15 protein-coding genes are annotated in these 15860 nt (G+C 67.3%); 5 read left to right on the top strand and 10 right to left on the bottom strand.

Annotation, left to right across the window (positions count from 1 at the left end; all coding sequences use genetic code 11):
• Nucleotides 1-148 precede the first annotated feature (148 nt).
• Nucleotides 149-430: a hypothetical protein gene (locus FRZ61_RS10035; protein WP_151117129.1), complete on the top strand. Its 282-nt coding sequence runs from the start codon at nt 149-151 to the stop codon at nt 428-430.
• 25 nt (nt 431-455) lie between these two features.
• Here FRZ61_RS10035 and FRZ61_RS10030 read toward each other — a convergent pair whose 3' ends face one another.
• The 9 genes from FRZ61_RS10030 to FRZ61_RS09990 all read right to left on the bottom strand — a co-directional run bounded on the left by FRZ61_RS10030 (nt 456) and on the right by FRZ61_RS09990 (nt 10364).
• Nucleotides 456-1535 (bottom strand): DegT/DnrJ/EryC1/StrS family aminotransferase, encoded by a 1080-nt coding sequence (locus FRZ61_RS10030; protein WP_407657937.1) that lies wholly within the window; start codon nt 1533-1535, stop codon nt 456-458.
• A 262-nt stretch (nt 1536-1797) separates the two neighbouring features.
• A complete protein-coding gene (locus tag FRZ61_RS10025) occupies nt 1798-2721 on the bottom strand; it encodes a ribokinase (protein WP_151117127.1) in 924 nt (307 codons plus the stop codon).
• A complete protein-coding gene (locus FRZ61_RS10020; RefSeq protein WP_151117125.1) occupies nt 2718-4985 on the bottom strand; it encodes an MGH1-like glycoside hydrolase domain-containing protein in 2268 nt (755 codons plus the stop codon). Before FRZ61_RS10020 ends, FRZ61_RS10025 begins: the two co-directional genes overlap by 4 nt.
• The gene (locus tag FRZ61_RS10015; RefSeq protein WP_151117123.1) at nt 4982-5599 is read right to left on the bottom strand and encodes a cysteine hydrolase family protein; all 618 of its coding nucleotides are present in this window, start codon (nt 5597-5599) and stop codon (nt 4982-4984) included. The genes FRZ61_RS10020 and FRZ61_RS10015 overlap by 4 nt, the downstream gene beginning before the upstream one ends.
• Nucleotides 5596-6660, bottom strand: a complete 1065-nt coding sequence (locus FRZ61_RS10010) for an ABC transporter ATP-binding protein (RefSeq protein ID WP_151117121.1) — start codon at nt 6658-6660, stop codon at nt 5596-5598. The genes FRZ61_RS10015 and FRZ61_RS10010 overlap by 4 nt, the downstream gene beginning before the upstream one ends.
• 10 nt (nt 6661-6670) lie before the next feature.
• Nucleotides 6671-7453 carry an ABC transporter permease gene (locus FRZ61_RS10005; RefSeq protein WP_151117119.1) on the bottom strand — a complete coding sequence of 261 codons (783 nt, stop codon included), beginning with the start codon at nt 7451-7453 and terminating at the stop codon, nt 6671-6673.
• Between the two features lie 3 nt (nt 7454-7456).
• A complete protein-coding gene (locus FRZ61_RS10000) occupies nt 7457-8320 on the bottom strand; it encodes an ABC transporter permease (protein ID WP_151117117.1) in 864 nt (287 codons plus the stop codon).
• Between the two features lie 76 nt (nt 8321-8396).
• On the bottom strand, nt 8397-9461 hold the full coding sequence (locus FRZ61_RS09995) for an ABC transporter substrate-binding protein (protein ID WP_151117115.1): 1065 nt from the start codon (nt 9459-9461) through the stop codon (nt 8397-8399).
• A 309-nt stretch (nt 9462-9770) separates the two neighbouring features.
• The gene (locus tag FRZ61_RS09990) at nt 9771-10364 is read right to left on the bottom strand and encodes a 2OG-Fe(II) oxygenase (protein ID WP_151117113.1); all 594 of its coding nucleotides are present in this window, start codon (nt 10362-10364) and stop codon (nt 9771-9773) included.
• Nucleotides 10365-10541: 177 nt separating this feature from the next.
• On the opposite strand from FRZ61_RS09990, the gene FRZ61_RS09985 reads away from it, so the two are divergent.
• The 3 genes from FRZ61_RS09985 (at nt 10542) to FRZ61_RS09975 (ending at nt 14372) form a co-directional block, all read left to right on the top strand.
• Nucleotides 10542-11090 (top strand): Hsp20/alpha crystallin family protein, encoded by a 549-nt coding sequence (locus tag FRZ61_RS09985; RefSeq protein WP_191909379.1) that lies wholly within the window; start codon nt 10542-10544, stop codon nt 11088-11090.
• Between the two features lie 171 nt (nt 11091-11261).
• A complete protein-coding gene (locus FRZ61_RS09980) occupies nt 11262-12767 on the top strand; it encodes a thymidine phosphorylase family protein (RefSeq protein WP_151117109.1) in 1506 nt (501 codons plus the stop codon).
• A gap of 9 nt (nt 12768-12776) precedes the next feature.
• Nucleotides 12777-14372, top strand: coding sequence for an MBL fold metallo-hydrolase (locus FRZ61_RS09975; RefSeq protein ID WP_151117107.1), 1596 nt, complete (start codon nt 12777-12779; stop codon nt 14370-14372).
• 37 nt (nt 14373-14409) lie between these two features.
• Here the strand turns inward: FRZ61_RS09975 and FRZ61_RS09970 are convergent, their stop codons facing one another.
• On the bottom strand, nt 14410-14901 hold the full coding sequence (locus FRZ61_RS09970; RefSeq protein WP_151117105.1) for a hypothetical protein: 492 nt from the start codon (nt 14899-14901) through the stop codon (nt 14410-14412).
• Nucleotides 14902-15070: 169 nt separating this feature from the next.
• On the opposite strand from FRZ61_RS09970, the gene FRZ61_RS09965 reads away from it, so the two are divergent.
• Complete coding sequence (locus FRZ61_RS09965; protein WP_151117103.1) at nt 15071-15823, top strand: cyclic nucleotide-binding domain-containing protein; 753 nt, start codon at nt 15071-15073, stop codon at nt 15821-15823.
• The last annotated feature ends 37 nt before the right edge of the window (nt 15824-15860 follow it).

Raw genomic sequence — 15860 nt, 5'->3', positions numbered from 1 at the left:
GTCGCATGGGCCCCTCGACAAGGCCCACATCATAGTGTGCGGTTTCTTTCCTGTCAGTTGGAAAGCGGTACTGCCCGTACTGCTGGTTGGTGAAATGTTAACGACACGGTCCTGCTAATATGCGCGCCTCACAAGGAGATCGCCGCACATGAAGGACGCCGACAAGAACACCTCCATCGTCAGGCTGACGGGCATCGCCCCCGAAGGCTCCGCCCAGGCCCTGCGCGGCGAGTTCGATCGCTCCGACCTGGAGATGATCCGCGTCTATGAAGACCTCATCGACATCCTGATGGCGAAGCGGATCGTCCTGCTGACGGACTTCCCGCAGGCGGCGCAGGAGAAGATCGTCCGGCGCAAGAAGCTGCGCTCGTCGCTGGCGCCGATCACGGGCATGTTCTCGGCCGACGAAGAAGGCGCCGGCCTGATCTAGGCGAAACGGGTCTAGGAACGGCGGCCTAGCGATAGCCCGATGCGGCCCGGCCCAGGCCGGTGCCGCCCACCGCCCTGTGCAGCGACGCCACGATGTGATCCTGCGTCGCGAGATCCAGATAGGCATGCATCGGCAGGCTGAGCACCTCGCCTGCCAGTCTTTCGCTGCGCGCCAGTCCGGTCGCCGCAATGGGCGAACCCGCGTAGGCCGGCTGATGATGCAGGGGCCGCGGATAGTGAATCGCGGTCGGGATCCCGTCCGCCTTCAACGCCGCCGCGACGCGATCGCGCTCGAGAACGCGGATCGTATATTGGGCCCAGACCGAGGACGCGCCGGTTCGTAAAACCGGTACGGCCGCGACAGCAGATAGGGCCCGGCCATATTCGTCGGCGACCTCCTGGCGGGCGACGATCTCTTCGCCGAACGTCTCCAGCTTCGCCAGCAGCACCGCCGCCTGGATGCTGTCGAGCCGGCCATTGATGCCCACGCGCTGGTGGTCGTAGCGATCCTCGCCCTGCCCATGCTGCCGCAGGCTGCGCAGGATCGCGGCCAGTTCGTCATCGTCGGTGAACAGCGCGCCGCCGTCGCCGTAGCAACCGAGAGGCTTGGACGGGAAGAAGCTTGTGGCGGTCACATGGCCGAAGCGGCCGGCGCGCTTTCCGTCGAGAGCGCTGCCGAAACTCTGGGCCGCGTCCGCGATGAGAAAGAGTCCCTCCTCCTCGGCGATCGCCTCGAGCCGGCCATAGTCGGCGGGCTGACCGAACAAATCGACGGCGATGATTCCGGCCGGCCGCAATCCGGCGGCCCGGGCCGCCGCCAGCGCGGGCCGGATGCTCTCGGGATCGAGATTGAAATCCTCTTCGCGGACATCGGCGAACACCGGCGTCGCGCCCACCAGCGACACCGTCTCGGCCGCGGCCACGAAGGTGAAGGCCGGGACGATGACCGCATCGCCGGGCCCGATCTCGCGGGCGCGCAGCGCCATCTGCAAGGCGTCGGTACCGTTGGCGCAGGAGATGCAATGGCGCGCGCCGGTGAAGCCGGCGAGCTGTTGCTCGAGCTCGAGCACCTCCGGCCCCATGACGAAGGCGCCGTGCGCGAGCACGCGCTCGATACGCTCCTCGATTCGCCGCCCGAGCCGGGCACGTTGCGTTTGAAGATCAATGAAGGGAATCGGACGGAGTGACTGTGTCACGGAAACCAGATGAAATGACGGCTCGCCTTGACCGGTTGTTAGAAGCGATGGGCCTTCGCGGCGATGGGCAATGATAGCCCGAGCCATGGTCACGAGAAGACAACAAAACGCAAACTCTGCTCAAACAATTCACGCGGATAGGCCTTGACGGTCGCGGCCAAGCGCCCCTACTTCACCATGATAAGCATTGTGCCGGTGCAATCTCGTCGATGCGCGCGACGATCGCGGCTCGATCGGGCAGACTGGGTTGGGCACCGGCCACCGTACAGGCCAGACTGCCGGCAACGCTCGCCCACGCCATGGCGGAGGCGAGGTCGTTTCCCGAGTCGAGCGCGGCGGCAAAGGTCCCGACAAAGGCGTCACCCGCGCCGGTTGTATCCAGGGGATCGACAGGAAGGGCCTCGATCCGCCAGACTTTTCCTTTCGCGAACGCCACGGCTCCCTTGGCGCCGAGGGTGACCAGGACCGCCCCGCCGGCATCGGCCAGCAGCCTTCCCGCCCGTTGCGGATCCTGGGTGCGATGTCCAGCCGCCGCGGCCACGGCGAGCACCTCGACCTCGTTGACGACAAGCCAGTCGATCAAGGGCAGCACCGCCTCGGGCAAGGGCCCCGCCGGCGCGACATTGAGCATGGTCGACAGCCCAGCCGCGCGAGCGCGCTTCAGCAGCGCCCAGTTCTCGGCCAGCGGCACCTCCATCTGCAGCAGGAGCAGGCCCGGCGGCCGCAGCCACGACTCTTCCACTTGTTCGGCGCTGGCAAACCGGTTGGCGCCCGATGCGACCAGGATCTGGTTGCGACCTTCCGCATCGACGCCGATGAAGGCCGCGCCCGTCGGCGCATCGACCGACGTCACGCCCTCGAGATCGACGCCGGCTTCGGCCAGATCGTAGAGCGCCACCGGCGCAAAGCCGTCGCGCCCCACCGCGCCGACCATTCGCACATCGGCGCCGGCGCGCCGTGCCGCCAGCGCCTGGTTGGCACCCTTCCCTCCCGCCGCCACGCGATAGCCCTCGCCGAGCACCGTCTCGCCCACAACCGGCAGGCGCACAACCGGCACCACCAGATCGACATTGAGCGAGCCGAAAACGAGGATCATGCGATCCCCACCTCCAGGCGCTGGGCGGCACGCGTCGGCAGCAGCACGATGCGCCGGCCCGCGGCGGTGACGGGACGGCCATCGAGCGTGGCGCTCGCGATCGCGCGAGCGGGAAACTCGATCCAGGAGCCTTCCCGAGCGATCGGCGGCAGGGTCAAACGGATCGCGCCGGCCTCCAGCTCGATCTCGCCGATACGGCCCTGCAGGTTGGTTTCGAACACGGGCTCGCCCTTCACCGACAGCGTCAGAACCCCGCCTTGCCCCGACAAGAGCGCGGGGCCTGCCGGCGAGAGGAAGCGCCCGTGGCGGAACGGTTGACCGCCATGCGCGATCTCCCAGCCATGCCAGGGATTGAAATCGACGGTCTCGGCCGCGGCCAGCCACGGCATCAGCGCGCCCCATCCATAGAAGGAATCCGTGTCGGGCTGATCCATCGCCTCGCCCGTGACCGCGTTGAAGTTCTCCGGGCAGCGGCGATGCCGGTGCCATTCGCCCTGGAACAGGCGCCAGCCATTCTCGGCGAGTGCGCTGGCCTCGCGATCGAAGCCGTATCGGCGCAGGCCGTGCCAGACCAGGAAATTCAGCGGCGGCCAGATGCGCCCGCGCCAATAGACATTGTCGTCGAAAGCCGGGTCGTCGCGGGTCACCGATGGCAGCAGCCAGGTTCCCCCGAACTTGCGGACATCCTGCAGCAACCGGACCATGGCGGCGGCCTGTTCCCGGCGCGCCGCGCCGGCAATCAGCGGATAGAAGCTGGTGGGAGCGAGGCTCTTCACGAAGGCGCCCGACCAGAGCCGGTTGGCGAAGACCTGGCGGGCCGGGTCCCAGAGGCGCTCGGCGATGCGCTCGCGCAAGTCGGCCGCGCGCCGATCGAGCCGTTCCGCCTCCGCCCCCTCGCCCAGCTCGCGCGCCATGAGCGCGAGCATCTCGCCATCGAGCGCCAGCAGGCTGTTGAGCCCGACATCGGCGCAATCGAGGGTGCCCGTCGCGGGATCGAAGGTCGCCTCGTCGTGGGTCGGCGAATTGTCCATGCTCGACTCGTCCTTCGCCGCCAGCTTGGTGCCGCGATAAAGGCCGCCGCCCACCGGCGAGGTGCCGTACTCCATCAACCCGTCGCCATTGCCGTCGCGCAAGCGCCACCACCAGTCATGGTTGGCGAGAAGGCGCCGATAGCTCAGCGTGAGCAAGCCCCGGTCGCGCAGGCGCTGATAGAGCATCCAGACGATGAAGCTGCCGATCGGCGGCTGCGAGCGGTCGACCCAGGCGTCGTTCCCGGTCAAGAGGCAGGGCAGATTGCCCGCGGGCTGCGATCCCGCCAGCACCGTCTCGAGATTCTCGCGCGCCACCTCGCCGTCGAAGGCACCCGCCATCAGCGCGTGATAAAAGATGTCGTCGAGCCAGACACCGAAGCCGCCGAACTTCTGCGCCACCCAGTTGCGGCTGAGACTGGTATAGGGCCGCCGGTTGATCGGGTCCCAGACGCTGTTCCAGCCCACCACATCGCGCACCGCATCGAGCGCACCGGCGAAGGCGCCCGTCTGCATCGCCTCCTCCGGCTCCGGCAACGCCGCGCCTGTTACCGCCTGGCTCAACCGGCTTGCCAGCATCGAGGCATCGCTGCCGACGCCCACGGCGAAGCGGCATTGCGGCATCTCCTCGAGATTGAACCGCATCACGGCGAACCGGCCGCCCGGGGCCTGGGACGCCAGGTAGAAATAACCGTGGGCCTCCAGCTCTTGCTTGAGCGCCGCGAAACCGTCGCGCGCCGCCGCATCCGCCTGGCCATGGAACGTCGTCATCAGCGGCACGCGCTCCGCCAACGCCATGGCATGGACACCGTCGCGTTCGGCTTGCAGATGGCCGGCCTGCGGCTGGTAGCGCCACGGGACCGCGTCGAGTTCCCCGGGTGGCTCCCAGCGCAGGCAGAGCAGCAGCCAGAACCGCAGGCCCCATTCGCCGAGCTTGAGTGCGCGCCAGCGGCCCCGCAGCAGGTGATCGCCCGGCTTGTCGATCGTGAGCTCGATCTCGGTACCGGCATGGCGCAAGGTCAGAGCCATCCGGCTGCCATCGACCCGGCGCGGCCCCAGCGTCACGCCAGCGCCGGGTGGGAACCGCGTGAACAGATTGCGGCTGCCGGCATAGGCGGCGATTCCCAGCTTGATGCCGCTCGAGAGATGCCAGAACTCCGCCGGATAGACGCTGTCCCAGCTGTTCCAGTCGCGGGCGGGCAGGACCGACCGTTCCGGCGCCAGCTTCGCTGTCATGACCGGCTTTCCGCCGGCTGCCAGGCCGCCATGATCTCGGCGACGGTGGCAAGCTCCACCTGGGCATCGAAGCGCGGATAGACATGCTCGAGCGTCGCCTCATGGGCCTTGTCGACGGAGCTGGCCACGGCGTCAGTCGCGATGATGACGCGATAGCCGCGATCGACCGCGTCCAGCGCCGAGAGCAGCACGCAGACATCGGTCTCGACGCCGCTGAAGACCAGCGTATCGGCCCCGCGGCGGCGCAGCCGCTCGGCAAAATCGCCATCGGCGAAGGCGGAATAGGTGATCTTGTCCGAGACCTCGCCGGGCGGCACGAAAGCGCCCAGTTCCGGCACCAGATCCAGGACCGCGGGATCCATCTTCTCGAGCAGCACGTCCGGCCAATGGCTGTAGAAATGATCCCAGGCGCCGGGCGCATCCTCGCGACGGTGCGGCGTGATGAAGCGGGTGAAGATCGCGGCCGACGGCCGATGGCTCAGGAGTTGCGCGATGGGCGCCACCACGCGCCGCGTGTTGGGCGAGCCCCAGGCCGTTCCTTCCATGAACAGCCGCTGCATGTCGATGACGGCATGGACCGTCGATGGCCCCAGCGGCCGTGCCAACGCGCTCATGCGGAAACCAGCACGCTATGGACCGGCAGCCAGCCGACATTGACCGCCGTTCCCGTCGGCAGCGGGTGGGCCGCGCGGTTCTGCTCGAACACGGTCACCATATGCCCGCCGACCTCGATCTTGTAGGTCAGGTTGGTGCCGGCATAGACGGCGCGCTGCACCCGGCCCTTGAAGCGGTTGAGCTCCGCGCCCGGCGTCGCCAGGCCTTCGACCCAGACCTGGATCTTCTCCGGCCGGACGGCGAGCATCACATGCGTTCCGGCGACCGGCAGCGCATCGGCGGTTCTGAGGATGCCGAGATTGCCGACCTCGACCGTGCCGCTCTCCAGCACCGCGCCCTGGAACAGGTTCGCGTCGCCCAGGAACCCGGCCGCGAAGGCCGAGCGCGGCCGCTCATAGACCTCGCCGGGCGCTCCCACCTGCACCACCTTGCCGTCGTTGAAGATCGCGATCCGGTCGGAGAGCGTGAGGGCTTCCTCCTGGTCGTGGGTGACGAAGATGGTGGTGATGCCGACCTCCCGCTGGATCTGACGGAGCTCGATCTGCATCTCCTGGCGCAGCCGCTTGTCCAAGGCCCCCAGGGGCTCGTCCAGCAGCAGGACCCGCGGGCGCGTCACCAGCGCGCGGGCCAGCGCCACCCGCTGCTGCTGGCCGCCCGAGAGCTGACGCGGCTTGCGGGCCTCGAATCCCGACAACCGGACCAGATCGAGCATCGCGCTCACTTCCTTGCGCATCATCTCCCGCGACCGGCCCCGGACCGAGAGACCGAAGGCGATGTTGTCGAAGACTGTCAGGTGCGGGAACAGCGCGTAGTTCTGGAACACCATGCCGATGTCGCGCTTGTGCGGCGGCCGGTCCCCGACCGGCTGGTTGTCGATCCGGATCTCGCCCGCGTCGAGATCGGCGAAACCGGCGATGGCCCGCAGCAAGGTGGTCTTGCCGCTGCCGGAAGGACCGATCAGGCCGAAGAACTCGCCCTCGGCGAAGCGGATCGAGACCTCGTCGAGGGCTGCGACCCGGCCGTAGCGCTTGACGGCGCCGATGACATCCACGGTGCTCACGATCGATCCCTCACCGTTCGCCGCCGAAACGATAGAGCCTGGCGAAGAGCAGCATCAAGCCCATGGAGATGGCGATGATGATGGTCGAGATGGCGTTGATCTCCGGCGTGAAGCCCTTGCGGATGGCGGCATAGATCTCGACCGGCAGGGTCGAGACGCCCGGCGGCGCCAGGAAGTAGGAAATCACGAACTGGTCGAAGCTGATCGCGAAGGCGAAGAGCGCCGCCGCCATCACGGCCGGCGCCATCACCGGCAGCGACACCCGCCAGAAGGCCTGCCAGGGCGAGGCGCCCAGAGTCGCCGCGGCTTCCTCCAGCACCACGCCGCGGCCGGCGAGGCGCGCGCCGACGACCATGATGACGTACGGCAAGGAGAGGGCCACATGGCCCAGCAGCATGGCGTGGAGCCCGCGCCCGATGCCGATCCAGAAGAAGAAGATCAGCATCGAGATGCCGATGATGAGCCAGGGGATGGTGATGGGCGGGAACAGCAGGAGCTCGAGCAGGAGCTTGCCGCGGAACTGATAGCGCGAGAACGCCATGGCCGCCATCGTGCCCAGCACGGTCGCCACCACCATGTTGGCGAACGCCAGGCCGACGCTGTTGAGGCCGGCATTGATCAGCCGGTCGTTATGGGCCAGCGACTGGAACCAGACCGTGTCCCAGACGATCGGCAGCTTGTAGAGCGGCGACTGGTTGAAGGCCAGGAGCACCATCACCACGATCGGCAGATAGAGGAACAGGAGCAGCAGCCCCAGATAGCCCCGGACGACCCAGATGACGAGCTTGCGCATGCCTCAGAATCCCTTGAGGCGGCCGCGCAGCAGCGGCGCGCTGGCAGCGAAGATCAGCAGCACGATGCCCAGCATGATGAAGGAGAGCGCGGCGCCCCGCGGCCAGTTGAACACGGTCGTGAACTGATCCTCGATCACCGTTCCCAGCATGATGCCCGAACGCCCGCCCAGGATCCGGGGCTCCATGAAGGAGCCGATGACGGGAACGAAGGTGAGGATGACCCCCACGAGAAGCCCCGGGAGGCTCAAGGGCAGGATCACGCGCAGGAACGCCTGCAAGGCCGAAGCGCCCAGGCTGCGGGCGGCTTCCGTCAGGCTGTCGTCGATCGCTTCGAGCGAGACGTAGCAGGTGAGGACCACATAGGGCAGGTAGCTGTGCACCAATCCGATGACAATGGCCGGATAGGTGAAAAGGACGCTGACGGCCGGAGCGCCCGGCACGATCTCATGGAGCACCCAATCGAGGAAGCCGCCCTCGCGCAGCACCATGGTCCAGGAATAGACCCGGACCAGGCCGTTGCTCCAGAAGGGCAGGATGATGAGCAGGAAGATCGCCTCGCGCCAGCGGCCATGGACATATTTCGCCAGCGCCATCGCCGCCGGATAGCCGACCAGCACGCAGACCAGCGTGACGTCGATGCCGAGCCGCAGCGACCGCCAGGTGAGCGTCCGGTAGAAATCCTTGTCGAGGAAGGTGAGATAATGCTCGGTCGTGAGCTGCGCTACGCGACCGTTGATGGGCGCCACGGTCAGGAAGCTGAAGAACAGCATCGCCGACAAGGGCAGCAGCACCGTCACGGTCAGCCAGACATAGGCCGGTGCCGTCAGGAAGCCGATCGTGGCGCGTCGGCGTGCCTCCTGCATCATGCCCGTGAATTCTCCCGGAAAAGCGAAAGGCGCGGGCGCGCCGCCCGCGCGCCCACGCCTCTCCTTGCGGCTCGTTCTATTGCGCCAACTCGGTCTTCACTTCCGACCAGAGATCGCCGTAAGCCTGACGCTCCTCGTCGCTCAAGGGCGCCATGTAGGTCAGCCGCTTGACCGATTCGGCATCGCCATGGATGGCCTTGCCGACATCGCCGTCGGGCAGCGTGGCGTTCGCCTTGAGGTTCGCGGAAGCCGGTGCGCCGATCTTGGTCGCCCACTCATAGTAGAATTCCGGGCTCACCATATAGTCGATGAAGGCCGCGGCCCCGTCCGCATTGGGTGCGCCCTTGGCGATCGAAAGCCCGTCGAACCAGCCGATCCCGCCCTCTTTCGGGATCATGAATCCCACCGGCAGCTTCGAGTTGGTCTTGCTGCGCGCGGCCGAGCCGCTCCAATAGGTCGAGACATCGAACTGCTTGGCGGCGAAGAACTTGTTCCACTCGTCCTCCGAGGCCCAGAAGGTCTTCACCTGCGGCTTGAGCGCGAGGAGCTTGGCCTTGATCTTGTCGAGATCCTTGGGGTGGTTCATGTCCTGGCCCGTCGCGATCGCGGCGAAACTCACCACCTCGATGGCGTCGTCGCGCAGGCAGACCCGGCCGGCGAGCTTCGGATCCCACAGCACCTCGACCGAGGTCGGGGCCGGCTTCACCGTCTCCTCGTTATAGGCGATCCCGGTCATGCCCCACACCCAGGCCACGCCGTAAATCTTGCCGTCGGTGTTCAGATAGACCGAGTCGCGCATCGCCGGCAGGAGCGTGCTGAAGTTCGTGATCTTCGCGCTGTCGATCGGCTGGATCAGGCCCTCCGAGCTCGCCTGCTGGGTGTAGGTGCTGTTGATCAGCACCACGTCATAGGCGCCGGGGCTGGTGCGCAGCTTCGTCAGCATCTCCTGTTCGGAATTGAAATAATCGTGGACGACGTTGAAGCCGGTCTTCTTCTTGAAGGCCTCGAGCGCCCAGGCCTCGTCGGTTCCGTAACCTTGCCAATTCAATACGTGAAGATCGCCGGCCGCCCGCGCCCGGGGCATGACAGCCAGCGTGGCCGCGGCGGCGGCGGTGCCCAGAAGGGCACGGCGGGAAATCATGGGGGTTCCTCCGATTATTGTTGGTTCACAAGAATCTATGGCCGGATGCTGAAGGCCGGTCAATGGTGGCCTGGAAGGCCGCGGCGCACGCGGAGGGCTCGGAAATTTTTTCCCAGCCTGTCGCCGGCCCCCGGGGCCCTACCGGCCGGATTTTCCAGCCGGATCACCGAGCTAGTTGCCGATGCCTCATCCGAGCCGGCAGGAAGAGCCGGCGGCGGCCGACCGGTGGCCCGAGCCGGATGAACGTCGCCTTGCACTACCTTGAAAGGGATTTGTTTCTCAGGCCGGGCCGGCGGGTGGCCCCACGCATCAGCGGAAGGGCTCGCCGCTGATCCAGGCGACGAGGCTGTAGCGGACGCCTTCCTCGAGCGGCGTCACCCGGTGCAGCGTCCAGGACGGAAAGATCAGGACCGTGCCCTGGTTGCGCTCCACGGCAGCCGGCTCGCCGTCCCGGAACATCTGCAAATCGCAGCCGCGATAAGTGGCCGGGTCCGAAAGCTGCACCACCACCGAGAGCTTGCGAATCGAGGAGGCGCCGACGCCCAGATCCTGGTGCCAGGTGTAGGTGTCGCCGACGCTCTCATAGCGCGTGAACTGCAGGGCTTCGCCGAAGCCCGTCAGATCGAAGTGGTAGATTTCCTTGTTCACGTCCTCCACCAGGCGCCCGATCTTGGCCTGGAGCGCCTTGGTGGTGGGCTCCCCCTGCTTGAACCAGGTGATGCCGTTGGAGCGCTTGCTCCGGTCGATGACGTTGCTGCCCTGCCCCGGCGTCATGATCGTGCCTTCCTCGATCATCTGCGACTTGCCGGCCGCGATGATCCGTTCGCATTCGCGGGGCGTGAAATAGCCGCGAACGGTGGCCGTCACATGCAGGTTGGGATTGGGCGTGGGGGTCTTGATCATGGCATGCGGGCGGTTGGGCTGGCCGACCCTAACACCGGCCCTTCGCGAGGTCCATCGACCGGCCGGGATTTTCCCCGCCTCTCCCTCGACGGTTGATTCAGGTCAATGTTGCCCCCTCCGGGCCGGCGCATTCTTCCATCATCGGAGTGCCTCATTGGCGACGTGATGGAGGACAGCATGGCAGGCAATGAGCGACAGAAGGCGGAAGCGCGATCTGGCGAGCTGTTGCCGAGGGGCGTCGATCCCTTCGCCCCCTCCGGCCTGTTCGGCGATTTCGACCGCATGGTCGACGGCATGATGCGCGGGCTTTTCCTATCCCCGTTCGAGCGGCGGCTTTTCGACCTCCCGGCCGCGCGCGCGGCCCAGGGAGCCGTCGGCGGCAATGCCGTGGCCCCCAAGGCGGAGTTCAGCGAAACCGACAAGAGCTATGAGCTGAGCTGCGAGCTTCCGGGCCTCAGCGAGAAGGATATCGAGCTGACCATCCAGGATGGCGTGATCGATATCAAAGGGCAGAAGGAGACCCGGCGCGAGGAGAAGGACGACAAGAAGAACTATCACTTCTCGGAGCGCAGCTATGGCGCGTTCCAGCGCAGCTTCCGCTTGCCCGAGAATGTCGATGAGGGCGCCGTCAGCGCCCTGTTCGAGAACGGTGTTCTGACGGTCACCCTGCCCAAGCGGGCGGGGACGGCGGCCGCGCAGAAGAAGATCCCGATCGCAAAACGTTAGACTCCTGACGTTCGCGCTCGGGTAGGTCCCCCGGCTCTCCGCCCGAGGCCGGGGGACCGCCCTCCTCTCACCCTTTCATCCCTCCTCCCGAACTCCGGCGCCGCGCTTCCACGCGAATGCGGATTCGCGGCTAGGATGGCGGCGGCTTTCCACACCCCCGACGGTGATTCGATGCTCAGGCTCCGCCGCCTCGCCATAGACACCTACCGCGAGAATGTCGCCTTCCTGGCGCGCGACTGCCCGACCTACCGTCCGGCGGAGTTCCAGGCCCTGAGCAAGATCGAAGTGCAGCAGGACGGGCGGCGCATCCTGGCCGTCCTCAACATCGTCGACCAGCCGGGGCTGATCGCCCCCGACGAGCTCGGCCTCGCCGAGCAGGCCTTCCGCCAGCTGGGCCTGGCCGAAGGCGCGGCCGTCGAGATCGCCCCCGCCTCGCCGCCCAAGAGCCTCGAGGCGGTCCGCCGCAAGATCGCGGGCGCGCATCTCTCCCGCGCCGAGCTCGAGGCGATCATCCAGGACGTCGCCGCCAGCCGCTATTCCAAGACGGAGATCGCCGCTTTCCTGATCGCCTCGGCGCGGTTCCTCTCCGCCACCGAGGTGCTCGACCTGACCCGCGCCATGGCGGAGGTCGGCAACCGGTTGTCCTGGGCGGACCCGGTGATCGTCGACAAGCATTGCATCGGCGGGATTCCCGGCAACCGGACCTCGATGATCGTGGTGCCGATCGTCGCGGCGCATGGCCTGACGATGCCGAAGACCTCGTCGCGCGCCATCACCTCGGCCGCCGGCACCGCCGACAGCATGGAGGTGCTGGCCCGGGTCGATCTCGGCATCGCCGAGATGCGCAACGTGGTGGAGAAGGCGCACGGCTGCCTGGTCTGGGGCGGCCATGTGAATCTCTCCCCGGCCGACGACATCCTGATCTCGGTCGAACGGCCGCTCTCGATCGACACCCAGGAACAGCTCGTGGCCTCGATCCTGTCGAAGAAGCTCGCGGCCGGATCGACCCATCTCCTGATCGACATTCCCGTCGGCCCCACGGCCAAGGTGCGCAGCCTGGCCGAGGCGATCCGGCTGCGGAAGCTCTTCGAGTTCGTGGGGGACCGCGTCGGGCTGCAGGTGGAGATCGAGTTCACCGACGGCCGCCAGCCGGTCGGCCGCGGCATCGGCCCGGTGCTGGAGGCACGGGACGTGATGGCCGTATTGGCCAATGCGCCGGAGGCACCGCACGACCTCAAGGAGAAATCGCTGCTGCTGGCCGGCCGCATCATCGATTTCGACCCGGCCTTGCGGGGCGGCGGCGGCCATGCGCGGGCGCGCGAGATCCTCGAAAGCGGCCAGGCGCTGGCCGCGATGGAACGCATCATCGACGGCCAGGGCCGCAATCCGGTTCGCGAGAGCCCGGGCGAATTGACCGCGGAGATCGCCGCCCCCGCAAGCGGCATCGTCACGGCGATCGACTGCTACCGCATCGGCCGCATCGCGCGGCTCGCCGGCGCCCCCATGGACAAGGGGGCGGGGATCGATCTCCTGGCCAAGCTGGGGGACCGGGTCAAGCAGGGCCAGCCGCTCTATCGGATCCATGCCTGCTTCCAGTCCGATTTCCGCTTCGCCACCGAGCTCGCCGCCGAGAGCATCGGCTATGAGCTCGATGGCCGCAGCCCATCCTCACCCTGAGTGGTGCCCATGACTGTCAAGATCGCCTTCGCCGGCGCTTCCGGCGGCGTCACCGGCTCCTGCTACCGCATCTCCCACCCGGGCGGGTCGTTCCTGGTGGATTGCGGCCTGTTCCAGGGCCCCAAGACCCTCAAGGCGCTCAACTACACGGCCTTCCCCTTCGTGCCGGCACAGATCGATTTCGCGCTGCTCACGCATGCGCATACCGATCATTGCGGCCTGCTGCCCAAGCTCGTCAAAGCCGGGTTCAAGCACCCCATCTACACGACACGCGGCACCCTGGATCTGCTGACCTTCACCCTGCCGGACAGCGGTTATGTGCAGGAGATGGAGGTGGAGACGCTCAACCGGCGCAACCTCCGGCGCGGCCGCGCGGCCGTCGATCCGATCTACACCCAGGCCGATGCCGAGGCCTCGCTGAAACATCTGCGCGCCTGCGCCTATGACGAGTGGATCGCCTGCGGCCGCGGCGTGCGCGCCCGCTTCTGGAATGCGGGCCATATCCTGGGATCGGCCTCCATCGAGATCGAGATCGCGGATGGCGCCGCCGCGGGGCGGCCGCTGCGGGTGGTCTTCTCGGGCGATATCGGGCCCCGGAACAAATCCTTCCACCCCGATCCGACCGGCCCCGCCGGCTGCGACTATCTCGTCGTCGAAAGCACCTATGGCAACCGCGACCGTGCGGACACCGATGCCGCTTCACGGCGCGCCCAGTTCCGGGACGAGGTCACGGCGGCGCTCGCCCGCGGCGGCAACCTGCTGATCCCGGCCTTCGCCGTCGAGCGGACCCAGGAGCTGCTGCTCGATCTCGGCCTGCTCATGGCCCGGGGCGAATTGCCGAAGGTACCCGTGTTCCTCGATTCCCCGCTGGCGATCAAGGCGACGCAGGTCTTCCTCGCCCATGCGGCCGAGCTCGAGGATATCGGCGCGATCGGCAATCCCTTCTCGGCGCCCAACCTGCATCTGATGGAAACCTCGGAGCAGAGCAAGTCGATCAACCGGATCAATGGCGGTGCCATCATCATCGCCGGCAGCGGCATGTGCGATGCCGGACGCATCCGCCATCACCTGAAGCAGAATCTCTGGCGCGACGACGCGACGGTCCTGTTCGTCGGCTACCAGGCGCTCGGTACGCTCGGCCAGCTTCTCCAATCCGGCGTGCCGTCCGTCCGGATCCAGGGCGACGAGATCAATGTGCGCGCGACCCTGCGCAGCATGGACGCCTATTCCGGCCATGCCGACCGCGGCGGCCTGATCGAATGGGTGAAGGCCCGTCTCCCCGTGGCCCGCGCGATCTACCTGACCCATGGCGAGCCGGACGCCTTGGCGGGCCTGCGCGACGGGCTCGTCTCGGCCGGCTATGCGGCCGACCGGATCTTGATCCCGGAGCTCGACGACGTCTTCGCGCTCTCAGGCGAGCGGCCGGCGAAGCAGCCGGGCACGGCACGGCGCCTCGCCACCGGCCAGCAGCCGGCCGCCGACTGGCATAACGGGCTCGCGGCCCTGACGCTCGATCTGCGCCGGAAGCTGGAAGAGCTGCCGGACGATGCCGCGCGCGAGGATCTGATCGCGCGGGTCAACCGCCTCCTGCTTCGGCATCCCTGAACGCCCGGCGGGGAATCCGCGTCGGATCGCGGCCCTTTCAATGGGCCGCCGGGTCCGCCTGCGGCCGGTGATCCAGCGGCAGCATGGCCCATACGCCCTCCAGGTGATGGCCGTCATTGAGCAGCAATCGGGAAAGCCCTTCCGACGCGCTGCGGATGATGAAGCCGCCGCGGGGAAGATGGGTCTCGATCGCCTGCAAATCATGCTCGCGGGCGAAGGTGATCAGCCGGCGCAGCAGGAACTTCGACACGCCCTGCCCGCCCAGGAGATCGAGCGCCAGCAGATTGTCCACGACCAGGCAGGATCCGTGGCGCAGATCCTCCGTCGCGTAGAAGCTGCCGATTCCCTGGATATAGCCGTGCGAATCCTGGGCCACCATGATCCCGGCGCTGCCGTCCTCGTCGCCGGTACGCTGCGACACAAAGGCGCGCCAGCGCGCGAGCGAGATGCCGGTGGCGAGCTGAACGATCGGGTAGGCCCGGTCGGCCTCGGCGGCATGCAGCAGAACGGTCTGCAATCTGAGGGACATGGCGGATCCGGTTGCAATCCGGTTGCAGTTCGGCGGAATTCTGGCCTCGTGGCGCCCGCGCTACGATGATCTGGATCAAACTGTCGCGCCGCAACGAGCCGCTTCGGGTTGTATCCCTGTCCCTGGTTCTACAGAATGCCCGGACCCAATTCCGAACGGGTGGCGGACCATGGGAAACACGGCGTCGCCGCTGGCCAAACCGCGGCAGGATCGGGCGATCACCACGGGCTGTGCCGACTGCGAGATCCGGGCGATCGGGGTCTGCAGCTCGCTCGCACCCGGCGAGCTCGAGCGCATGCAGCGCATCGTCCGGGAGGCACAGTACGAAGAAGGCCAGCTGATCTTCAGCGAGGGCGAGCCGGCCGACAACCTCTTCAACGTCCTCACCGGCGCTGTCCGCCTGATCAAGCTCCTGCCGGACGGCCGCCGCCAGATTACCGGATTCCTGTTTCCGGGCGACTTCCTGGGCATCGCGCTCAATGCCACCTACGCCTACTCGGCGGAGGCGATCACCGGCACCAAGCTCTGCCGGATGGGCCGGCGCGACATCGAGACCCTGCTGGCCGACATCCCCAATCTCGAGCACCGGCTCCTGGGCGAAGCGGCCCATGAGCTGGTGGCGGCCCAGGACCAGATGCTCCTTCTGGGGCGCAAGACGGCGATGGAGCGCGTCGCCTCCTTCCTGGTCAGCCTGTCCGAGCGGGCCCAGCGCCATGGCTTTCCGGGCAATCCCGTCAGCCTGGCAATGAGCCGCACCGACATCGCGGATTTCCTCGGGCTCACCACCGAGACCGTCAGCCGCACCTTCACCCGGCTGCGCAAGGCGAAGATCATCGCCCTGGAGGGCAACGGTCTGGTTCAGCTCACCGACCGGTCGGCGCTCGATGGCTTGATCGCCGGCGGCAACAGCGACGCCGCCTAGCGGCGCGCCTCGGTAGCCGCCGGGCTCGCCTCCTCAC

Origin of the sequence: Hypericibacter adhaerens (assembly GCF_008728835.1) — a bacterium.
Lineage (GTDB): Bacteria > Pseudomonadota > Alphaproteobacteria > Dongiales > Dongiaceae > Hypericibacter > Hypericibacter adhaerens.
This window is presented reverse-complemented; position numbering and strand designations above follow the sequence as displayed.